Genomic DNA, 9,813 nt, shown 5'->3' on the forward strand with positions numbered 1-9,813 from the left:
GATCGACTTCATGCGTTCGGCCACGGCTTCGACGAACTTGTCGTGGATGCCAGCGGTTACGATGAAGCGGCTCGAAGCGGTGCAACGCTGGCCAGTGGAGTAGAACGCGCTCTGTACCGACAGCTCGACCGCTTGTTTGAGGTCGGCGTCGTCAAGAATGATCTGCGGGTTCTTGCCACCCATTTCCAGCTGAACCTTGGCTTGACGCGAGACGCAGCTGACCGCGATCTGACGACCAACGCCAACAGAACCGGTGAAGCTGATGCCGTCGACTTTCGGGCTCTGCACCATCGCATCGCCAATCACACGACCGCTGCCCATCACCAGGTTGAACACGCCGGCCGGGAAGCCCGCGCGGGAGATGATTTCAGCCAGGGCCCAGGCGCAACCCGGCACCAGATCGGCCGGTTTCAGCACGACGCAGTTACCGTAAGCCAGGGCCGGAGCGATTTTCCACGCAGGGATGGCGATCGGGAAGTTCCACGGCGTAATCAGGCCAACCACGCCCAATGCTTCGCGGGTTACTTCAACGTTCACACCCGGTCGTACCGACGGCAAATAGTCGCCGGACAGACGCAGGGTTTCACCGGCGAAGAACTTGAAAATGTTACCAGCGCGAGTCACTTCGCCGATGGCTTCAGGCAAGGTTTTGCCTTCTTCACGGGCCAGCAAGGTGCCGAGCTCTTCGCGACGGGCGAGGATCTCGGTGCCGACTTTATCCAGCGAATCGTGACGAGCCTGGATACCCGAGGTCGACCAGGCCGGGAACGCGGCGCGAGCGGCGTCGATGGCGGCGTGGACCTGAGCCAGATCGGCTTTGGCGTAATGGCCAATGGTATCGGTCAGTTCGGATGGGTTGATGTTGGCGCAGTATTCACTCCCCGCTACCCATTCACCATTGATGTAGTTATCAAAGCGCTTTGCATCTGCCACGGAATATTCTCCTCACGCAAAAGGCCGCCGATCACTCAGCGGCCCTGTTAAATCGGATGTGTTATTGCGCGCCTTGCTTGTCGATCAGCGCGGCGAGCATTTCGTACTCTTCGGCCGTCAGATCGGTCAGCGGTGCACGTACAGGACCTGCGTCATAGCCGGCAATTTTTGCCCCGGCCTTGACGATGCTCACTGCATAACCGGCTTTGCGGTTACGGATGTCCAGGTACGGCAGGAAGAAGTCGTCGATGATCTTGCCGACGGTGGCGTGATCTTCACGAGCGATGGCGTGGTAGAAATCCATCGCGGTTTTCGGGATGAAGTTGAACACTGCCGAGGAGTAAACCGGTACACCCAGGGCTTTATAAGCTGCGGCGTAAACTTCAGCGGTCGGCAAACCACCCAAGTAGCTGAAACGATCACCGAGGCGGCGACGGATCGACACCATCAGTTCGATATCGCCCAGGCCATCCTTGTAGCCGATCAGGTTCGGGCAACGCTCGGCCAGACGTTCCAGCAGCGGAGCGGTCAGGCGGCAGACGTTACGGTTGTAAACCACTACGCCGATTTTTACCGATTTGCACACGGCTTCAACGTGGGCGGCAACGCCGTCCTGGCTGGCTTCGGTCAGGTAGTGCGGCAGCAGCAACAGGCCCTTGGCGCCCAGACGCTCGGCTTCCTGTGCGTATTCGATGGCCTGGCGAGTCGCGCCACCGACACCGGCGAGAATTGGCACGCTGGTTTCGCAGGTGTCGACGGCGGTCTTGATGATTTCCGAATATTCACTGGCCGCCAGAGAGAAGAACTCACCGGTACCGCCCGCGGCGAACAATGCCGAGGCGCCGTATGGGGCCAGCCATTCGAGACGCTTAATGTAGCCCGCGCGATTGAAGTCGCCCTGAGCATTGAAATCGGTAACCGGGAAAGACAACAGGCCGGAAGAGAGGATGGACTTCAGTTCTTGTGGATTCATTATTCGAACACCCTGGGTAGCAACGTTTGTGTGTGAGGAAATCGTTCAGCTTTCGCCGAGTTGTAGGTCATCGTACAACTTAAATAAAAACCGTCAACTGCATTTCATCGCCGTCCGCAGATTTTGTGTCGGACGTTTATGTCCTTGACGTAGGAAAACTCTGACCTATGATCGAAACAACTGTATGTACATACAGTTAAATTAAATTCGTAACTAGACATATCAAGGAGAAAAAAATGTCAGATCTACACACAAAACTGCAGGAAACCCCCAATCAGGTCATTGCCAATCTGGATGATCTTTTTACCGAGATCGGCATCACCATCTGCGCCAACGAACACTTGGTTCTGCGCCTTGGCGAGCAACACAATGCCGCATCTTTACCGCCCGCATCAGCATCCGTGTATGCCCTGAAAGGCCAGCCACAGCTGCGTTTCGAGGGCGGTGAACACACCGCAATCGGCGACACCACGCTGCTGCGTTTCATCAAGGATGCCCCCGCCATTCCAGCGGCACAGGTTGAGTTGCACCTGCACAACGGCCTGGCGCTGACCTATGGCCAGGTCGTCGCATTGGGGGGTGATTTTTATGGCATTCCCGATCAGCCCATCAGTGATGGCGCGACGCCTGAAGATCGCACCCAGCGCTTCGCCAGCGCCTTTAACTCCCTCCCGTTCTGCCGGCCTCCAATGCCGAGGCGAAGCAGATCCTCGCCGTCATGCAAGAGGAAATCACCGCGGTTAACCAAGCGATCCGGGACGGTAAACAACCTCACGAGGCCTATGACGCCCTCGGAGATACGTTGTCAGAGGAGTGGAACAAGATTACATGTGGCGGCAGTTTTGTCTCGGCTCTCTTCCCGTTGGGGCGTTATCTGAAACTGGCCGCCAACAATACTGACCACTTTGCCGAAGGGGCACTGGCAGCCTATATCTCAAGCCACACAACCGCCGTGCAGCAAGCGGTACTGGCGAAAAACAGTGGTGATGAAAAACAGCTGGAAATCGCCTACGCGATGAATGCTTTTGCTGATCACTACCTGACCGACCTGTTTTCCGCCGGCCACTTGCGCGTCCCCCGTAAACAGCTGGCGGCAGTGGTCACGCCCAGTGATCTTGGCTCGCTGATCACCCGTTTCATGCACGATGAAGACAGCAAGTTCGGCCTCAATGTGCGCAACGGCAACGGCGATCAATGGCGAGCCTACGGCGACAAGCGCTATTTCGATGCGATCGACAGCGCCAACCGTCTTCAGGTCAATCAAGCGATTCAGCTGTCTGCGGATGAAATCTTCGCGGCGTACCTCAGCGGCATTGCACCGTTGCCCGGCAATTTCAGCGCCTTGAAAAAGTTGCCGGACCTGCAAGCCGTGCTGAACCCGGCAGGTAATTTCTCGCCGCTGTTCAAGGTCGAGGGCAGCAAGGTGCTGCGACGCTAGGACGTCAACAACCTGAACGATAACGCCACCATCGACGACTGGTGGGGCTGGAGCACTTACTTGCTGCTCAAGGACTACGCACCCACTGGCAACGTTGCCTGATAAGGAGATCGATGATGACGATCAAATTGACGCTGGAACTGGCTTCGGGACAATCAATGAACGGTGCACCACTGGAGTTGTTGTCCAAAGGTGTTGTGATTGGGCGGGCGGTGGTCGATGAACGTGGGAGTGCGGCGTTTGATGCCACGCCCGGGGCGGCTGAATTGGCTGTGAGGGTAGATCGCTCGATCCTGCGCACTGGCTGACAAATTAGCATCCAGGCTGACGGCCCTATCGCTAGCAGACTAGCTCCCCCATTTGATCGAGGGTGAACCACAGTAGTGTGCTCACTGAAGATCCCCTGTGGGGGCGAGTCTGCTCGCGATGGTATTTCCTCTGACGCTGCAAACGGTGCCGAGAAGTAACCGCTCATCGAAACTGTTATTTCTTACAGTTTCGCCTCCTCTACTGCAAACGCTTAATCGGGAACTCAATTCCTGCACAGGCGAAGCGTTCATGGCCGCAATCCACTGCTTCAACTTTCCAGCCAAAACCAAACAAGCAGCTTTAGAGTGTCCAACTGACTTTGACTTCCATGTCAGTGTGGGCGATATCGTTGTGTTTGAAGCACTACCCGGTCAGTACTGGAAAATCACCCTGAAGATATTCAAGGTGTTGCGCAACAACAGCGTTGAGTACGTGGATTACAAAACGGTCAAGGTAGAAAACCCTTATCCCTAGCCGCGCTGCGCCTCAGCCTCTTCATGCGCATGACGCAACCGTTCGCGGCTGTTGGTCAGGTGCAGTCGCATCGCCGCCCGCGCCGCATCGGAATCCTGGCGGGCGATGGCGTCGTAGATCTCTTCGTGTTCACGGCTCAGCCGAGTCATGTAGTGCTGCTGGTCGTCATGGGCCAGGCGAGCCGAATTAAGCCGCGTGCGCGGAATGATGCTGGTGCCCAGGTGGGTCATGATGTCGGTGAAGTAGCGGTTACCGGTCGCGAGCGCGATTTGCAGGTGGAACTGGAAGTCCGAGGCGACCGCATCGCTGGCATGGGAAGCGCTTTCGTTCAGGGCGTCCAGCGCGGCTCGCATCAACGCCAACTGCTCCGCGCTGCGGCGTTGCGCGGCGAGGCCGGCAGACTCCACTTCGAGGCTGATGCGCAATTCCAGAATCGCCAACACATCACGCAGCGTGACCACCGTCGCCGGGTCGATACGGAAACCGCTCGGGCTCGGGGTATCGAGCACGAAGGTGCCGATGCCATGACGGGTTTCAACCTGCCCAGCCGCCTGCAAGCGGGAAATCGCTTCGCGCACCACGGTGCGGCTGACGCCATGGGCGTCCATGATCGCCGACTCGGTGGGCAATTTATCGCCGCGCTTGAGGTGACCGTCGCGGATCTGCTCGGACAGCACCGTCACCAATTCCTGTGCGAGGCTGCGGCGCTTGCGAGGGAGGCGTGGTGCGTCGTTCGGGTTTTCCATGGTGAACATCTGTCTCGAAAATTCGGCTGAAACCGCATCATAGCTCAACGCGGTTGTACGATCACCGTCAGCAACACTATCCCCTTGTGGGAGYGAGCCTGCTCGCGATGAACGATAACGCGGTTCTTCAGATGAACCGAGTTGAGACCATCGCGAGCAGGCTCACTCCCACAGGGGATTGCGGTGTTTATGCGGTCACTGTCTGGTCCACCAAATGCCCGTTCTCGATACGAACATGCCGTGGGTGGAATCGTTTCAAGCTGCTACGATGCCCGACGCTGACAATGCTCAGGCCCGGTATTTCATCGATCAAGGCCTGATACAGCGACGCCTCATCCTCTTCATCCATCGCCGAGGTCGCTTCGTCCATGTACAGCCATTGCGGCGCATAAAGCAGCGCACGGGCAAACGCCAAACGTTGCTGCTCACCCGGCGATAGCATGCGCTGCCAGTGGTTGGCTTCATCCAGACGTCCAATAAGATGCGGCAAACGGCAGGTTTCCAGAACGTGGACGTAGCGCTCCTGCGAATAGGTATCGCCAGCCTGTGGATAACTCAACGCTTCACGCAAGCTGCCAATTGGCAAGTACGGCTTTTGCGGCAGGAACAGGTAGCGCGCCGACGGCAGACGAATGCTTCCGTGACCCGCCGGCCACAGATGCCCCATGGCGCGCAACAAGGTCGACTTGCCACTGCCGGAACGTCCGCTGAGCATGACGCGCTCGCCCTCTTCCACCGTCATGTCGGCGTTGGTCAGCAGGTGACGGCCGTCCGCCAGATCGAGGCCGAGGTTGTGGATTTTTAGCTCATTGCCCTGATTTTGTACGTCGATGGCCGGCTGGCGCTCTTCGTTGTCGGTCATGGCCTGACGGAAACTCAACAGTCGATCACAGGTGGCGCGCCAAGAAGCGAGGCCCTGGTACGCACTGATAAACCAGCTGAAACTCTCTTGAACATTGCCGAACGCCGAACTGATCTGCATCAGCTCCCCGAGTTCAATCTTGCCCGCGAAGTAACGCGGTGCGGCAACCATGAACGGAAAGATGATGGCCGCCTGGGTATAACCCGCCGTAAAGAAAGTCAGGCGCTTGGACACTTTCATGATGTCCCAGAAATTGTGCCAGACCATCCCGAAACGGCTGCTCAAACGACGATTTTCGTTCGGTTCGCCGTTATACAGCGCAATACTTTCGGCATTCTCGCGAACCCGGACCATGGAGAAACGCAGGTCAGCTTCAAAGCGTTGTTGTTGGTTGTTCAGGCCGATCAAGCGACGACCGATCAAGTGCGTCAGCCAGCTACCGACCACGGCATAGACCAGCACACACCAGAACATATAGCCGGGAATGGTAAAGCCAAACACTTCAATACTGCCCGACACACCCCACAGAATGATCGAGAACGACACCAGATTGACAATGTTGCGCAGCAAACCAATGCCCAGCTCCAAGGTGTTCGAAGTGAAGTTGTTGAGGTCTTCGGAAATCCGCTGGTCCGGGTTATCGGTGTAGCCGCCCTGCTCCAGCTGGTAGTAATTTTTGTTCCCTAGCCAGCGGACGAAATGCTTTTCGGTGAGCCAGGCTCGCCAGCGGATGGTCAGCATCTGAGTCAGGTATTGCCGATACACCGCACCGACAATCGCCACGGCCGCAATCGCGCAGAAATACAGAATCAGGCGCCAGAACGCGGCTTCATCCTTATTTTGCAAAGCGTTGTAAAAATCCTTGTACCAAGTGTTGAACCACACCGAGATCCCCACGCTGATCAGCGACAACACAATCACCGCGATCAGCAGGGTCCAGGCCTTGACCTTCTCCTCACTTCGCCAGTAGGGCGTGATGATCGCCCAGACCTTGCGGAAAAACTGCCCGCGCACGGCATCGTTGACCGCGGAATATTCAGCGTTCTGATTCATGGATAAGGCTCGATAGAGAAAAGAACACACACGAACCGATCATAGTTGATCGGTTCGGGTTATCGCGAGGGCTGGCGATGATCGTTCAGCGTCCGTTCAGCGACGGACCGGACGCTTCTGCAGTTTGCGCTGCAGGGTGCGGCGGTGCATGCCCAAGGCGCGGGCCGTGGCCGAAATGTTGCCTTCGTGCTCGGTCAGCACGCGCTGAATGTGCTCCCACTGCAAACGGTCCACCGACATCGGGTTTTCCGGCACCAGGGAATCGAGGTCGGCGTGCTCGGACAGCAGCGCGGCCAGCACGTCATCGGCGTCGGCCGGTTTGCACAGGTAATTGCAGGCGCCGCGCTTGATCGCTTCGACAGCGGTGGCAATGCTCGAATAACCGGTGAGGATCACCACGCGCATTTCCGGGTCCAGCTCCAGCAGCTTGGGCAGCAAGACCAGACCCGAATCGCCGTCCATTTTCAGGTCCAGCGCGGCGTAATCCGGCAGATCGGCCTGGGCGATGGTCAGGCCTTCTTCGGCAGAGCCGGCGGTGCTGACGCGAAAACCACGGCGGGCCATGGCGCGGGCCATTACGCGGGTGAAGGTTGCATCGTCATCGACCAACAGCAAATGCGGCAGTTCTTCGCCTTCTACTTGGATCTCGTCACTCATGTTCGTCTCCTCGGGCGACACGGGGCAGGCGCAGCTCGGTGAGCGTGCCGCCTTCCTCATGACTGTAGAGTTTCACTGAGCCGCCGGCGCGTGTCACGCTGGCCTTGCTCAAAAACAGGCCCAGGCCGAAACCTTTGCCCTTGGTGGTAAAAAACGGTTTGCCGATCTGTTCGGCGATGGCCAGCGGCACGCCGGCACCGTGGTCGCGGATGCTGATGGTCAGGTCTTCGGCGTTCCAGTCCAGCGTCACTTGCAGCCCTTCGGGGCAGGCATYGGCGGCGTTGTTGAGCAAATTCAGCAGTGCCTGGGTCAGGTCTGGCGGCGGAGCCATGCGCGGCACGGTGCCCTGGCCCAGGCGCTGGAAGCGGTAACTGGCTTCCGGGCGCATCAGGTGCCAGCGGTTCAGCGCTTCGTCAAGCCAATCGGTGACGTCCTGCATCTCCACCGCCAAGCGGCGATTGGCTTCGGCGGCGCGCACCAGATGCTGCAAGGTTTCTTTGCACAGCTTGACCTGATCCTGCAGAACGCTCAAATCATCCTGCAACAACGGGTCGTGATGATCCTGACGCATCTCCTTGAGCAAAACGCTCATGGTCGCCAGGGGCGTGCCCAGTTCATGCGCCGCGCCTGCCGCTTGCGTCGCGACGGCCAGCAATTGCTGATCACGCAGGCCTTCTTCACGACGAATCGCGCGCAACTCTTCCTGCCGGCGCAGCTCTTCGGCCATGCGCGCGGCGAAAAACGTGATCACCGCCGCGGCCAGCGCAAAACTCAGCCACATCCCGTAGACCTGCAGGTTTTCCCGGGCGATCGGGAAGGTTTGCAGCGGATAGAAACGCACGAGCAGCAAGGTGTACATCGTCAACGCGATACCGGACAGAATCACCGAATAACGCCAAGGCAACGTCACCGCGGCGATGGTCAGCGGCACCAGGTAATAAGAGACGAACGGGTTGGTAGAGCCCCCGGAGAAATACAGCAGGGCACTGTGGATGAACAGGTCGCAGGCCAGTTGCAGCGCGTATTCGAGCTCGGTCACTGGCCATGACGTACGCAGTCGAACCGCCGTGAACACGCACAGCAGCATCGAACACCCGAGGGTCATTGCCAGCTGCACCCATGGCAGCGGCAACAGGTCGAACCAATAGGCCAGCCCCACGGAACCGGCCTGAGCGGCGAGTACTAAAGTGCGGATGAACGTCAGCCGCCAGAGGTTCTGGCGAGTAGCAGAAGTGATTTGAACGGGGGCGAGCATGAGCTCTCCTGATGAGCGCTCCAGGCGAATCGCATGGAGTATAACCAAGCGTGGAGGTTGGTAGGCAAAAGTGCGGCAAACAGCCACATGGCAATGGCCGACGCAGGCCTTGTAGCAGCTGCGAAGGCTGCGTTCGARYGCGAAGCGGTCGCAATTGGACTGACGCACTTTACCTGAAGGAATGAGGTCTTAGATTTTACGACCGCTTCGCRYTCGAACGCAGCCTTCGGCAGCTGCTACACAGGATCGAGTCGATCTGTATAGAAGTTGTAACTGTGCGAACCGGATCATCAAAGCTAGAGTCTGATGGTTTCACGCAGGCTCGGAACCAACCCTGCGCACCGCCCAAGGAGCTTTCATGCACACATTGCGCCGCTGCACCTCCCTTCTCGCCCTGAGTGTCGGCACCCTCGCCAGCCTCCCGGCCCTGGCCGCCGACGAGTTGCACTACAACCAGATTTCCCTGCGCGCCGAAGTCAGCCAGGAAGTGGCGCGCGACCTGATGATCGTCACCCTCTACACCGAAGACCAAAATACCGACCCGGCCAAACTCGCCGCCGACGTCAGCACCACCATGAACAAAGCGCTGGCCCAGGCCAAACAGGTCAAAGACATCACCCTGCGCCAGGGCAGCCGCAACAGCTACCCGATCTACGACACCAAGGGCCAGAAAATCACCGGCTGGCGTGAACGCGCCGAACTGCGCCTGGAAAGCTCGGACTTTGCTGCCCTGTCGAAACTGACCGGCGAACTGCTCACCGACCTGAAAATGGGCGGCATGGACTTCGCTATCGCCACGCCAACGCGCAAGGCCAGTGAAGACGCGCTACTGAAAGAAGCCGTGACCGCCTTCAAGGCTCGTGCGCAATTGGCGACCGATGCGTTGGGTGGCAAGAGCTACAAAATCGTTAACCTGAACCTGAACAGCAACGGTTACCCACAACCGTACATGCGCGGGCCGATGATGATGAAAGCCGCCGCGATGGATGCAGCGCCGGTGACTCCTGATGTTGAGGCGGGGACGAGTCAGGTCAGCATGACGGCGGATGGGGCGATTGAAGTGTTGATGCCTTGATTCGATAACCCCGTACACAAAAACGGCGATCACTGGAG

Annotated in this window: 9 protein-coding genes and 1 pseudogene; 4 read left to right on the forward strand and 6 right to left on the reverse strand. The window is 58.3% G+C overall.

Annotated elements, in window-relative coordinates; translation table 11 throughout:
* The coding region (locus tag AC1DSG_RS22330; protein WP_477792824.1) for an aldehyde dehydrogenase family protein at nucleotides 1-933 on the reverse strand (933 nt) is incomplete at its 3' end.
* A 61-nt stretch (nucleotides 934-994) separates the two neighbouring features.
* Nucleotides 995-1,906: a 5-dehydro-4-deoxyglucarate dehydratase gene (kdgD, locus tag AC1DSG_RS22335; RefSeq protein WP_477792825.1), complete on the reverse strand. Its 912-nt coding sequence runs from the start codon at nucleotides 1,904-1,906 to the stop codon at nucleotides 995-997.
* A gap of 236 nt (nucleotides 1,907-2,142) precedes the next feature.
* Here kdgD and AC1DSG_RS22340 point away from each other — a divergent pair.
* The 3 genes and pseudogenes from AC1DSG_RS22340 to AC1DSG_RS22350 all read left to right on the forward strand — a co-directional run bounded on the left by AC1DSG_RS22340 (nucleotide 2,143) and on the right by AC1DSG_RS22350 (nucleotide 4,127).
* Nucleotides 2,143-3,446, forward strand: a pseudogene (locus AC1DSG_RS22340) (phospholipase).
* A gap of 14 nt (nucleotides 3,447-3,460) precedes the next feature.
* Nucleotides 3,461-3,652 (forward strand): hypothetical protein, encoded by a 192-nt coding sequence (locus tag AC1DSG_RS22345; RefSeq protein ID WP_477792826.1) that lies wholly within the window; start codon nucleotides 3,461-3,463, stop codon nucleotides 3,650-3,652.
* 250 nt (nucleotides 3,653-3,902) lie between these two features.
* Nucleotides 3,903-4,127, forward strand: a complete 225-nt coding sequence (locus AC1DSG_RS22350) for a hypothetical protein (protein ID WP_477792827.1) — start codon at nucleotides 3,903-3,905, stop codon at nucleotides 4,125-4,127.
* Here the strand turns inward: AC1DSG_RS22350 and AC1DSG_RS22355 are convergent.
* The 4 genes from AC1DSG_RS22355 to AC1DSG_RS22370 all read right to left on the reverse strand — a co-directional run bounded on the left by AC1DSG_RS22355 (nucleotide 4,124) and on the right by AC1DSG_RS22370 (nucleotide 8,700).
* Nucleotides 4,124-4,873 carry a FadR/GntR family transcriptional regulator gene (locus AC1DSG_RS22355; RefSeq protein WP_477792828.1) on the reverse strand — a complete coding sequence of 250 codons (750 nt, stop codon included), beginning with the start codon at nucleotides 4,871-4,873 and terminating at the stop codon, nucleotides 4,124-4,126. The genes AC1DSG_RS22350 and AC1DSG_RS22355 overlap by 4 nt on opposite strands.
* A 187-nt stretch (nucleotides 4,874-5,060) precedes the next feature.
* Nucleotides 5,061-6,788 (reverse strand): ABC transporter ATP-binding protein/permease, encoded by a 1,728-nt coding sequence (locus AC1DSG_RS22360; protein WP_477792829.1) that lies wholly within the window; start codon nucleotides 6,786-6,788, stop codon nucleotides 5,061-5,063.
* Between the two features lie 96 nt (nucleotides 6,789-6,884).
* Nucleotides 6,885-7,445, reverse strand: coding sequence for a response regulator transcription factor (locus AC1DSG_RS22365; protein ID WP_003221630.1), 561 nt, complete (start codon nucleotides 7,443-7,445; stop codon nucleotides 6,885-6,887).
* The gene (locus AC1DSG_RS22370; RefSeq protein WP_477792830.1) at nucleotides 7,438-8,700 is read right to left on the reverse strand and encodes an ATP-binding protein; all 1,263 of its coding nucleotides are present in this window, start codon (nucleotides 8,698-8,700) and stop codon (nucleotides 7,438-7,440) included. Before AC1DSG_RS22370 ends, AC1DSG_RS22365 begins: the two co-directional genes overlap by 8 nt.
* Before the next feature lie 358 nt (nucleotides 8,701-9,058).
* On the opposite strand from AC1DSG_RS22370, the gene AC1DSG_RS22375 reads away from it, so the two are divergent.
* Entirely contained in the window at nucleotides 9,059-9,775 is a 717-nt protein-coding gene (locus AC1DSG_RS22375) for an SIMPL domain-containing protein (RefSeq protein ID WP_477792831.1), read from the forward strand.
* The last annotated feature ends 38 nt before the right edge of the window (nucleotides 9,776-9,813 follow it).

The organism is Pseudomonas sp. P5_A12 (assembly GCF_056400685.1).

Excerpts from the sequence above, each read along its gene's own strand:
- kdgD (WP_477792825.1), bottom strand. The coding sequence starts at position 1,906 with ATGAATCCACAAGAACTGAAGTCCATCCTCTCTTCCGGCCTGTTGTCT.
- AC1DSG_RS22345 (WP_477792826.1), top strand. The coding sequence starts at position 3,461 with ATGACGATCAAATTGACGCTGGAACTGGCTTCGGGACAATCAATGAAC.
- AC1DSG_RS22350 (WP_477792827.1), top strand. The coding sequence starts at position 3,903 with ATGGCCGCAATCCACTGCTTCAACTTTCCAGCCAAAACCAAACAAGCA.
- AC1DSG_RS22355 (WP_477792828.1), bottom strand. The coding sequence starts at position 4,873 with ATGGAAAACCCGAACGACGCACCACGCCTCCCTCGCAAGCGCCGCAGC.
- AC1DSG_RS22360 (WP_477792829.1), bottom strand. The coding sequence starts at position 6,788 with ATGAATCAGAACGCTGAATATTCCGCGGTCAACGATGCCGTGCGCGGG.
- AC1DSG_RS22365 (WP_003221630.1), bottom strand. The coding sequence starts at position 7,445 with ATGAGTGACGAGATCCAAGTAGAAGGCGAAGAACTGCCGCATTTGCTG.
- AC1DSG_RS22375 (WP_477792831.1), top strand. The coding sequence starts at position 9,059 with ATGCACACATTGCGCCGCTGCACCTCCCTTCTCGCCCTGAGTGTCGGC.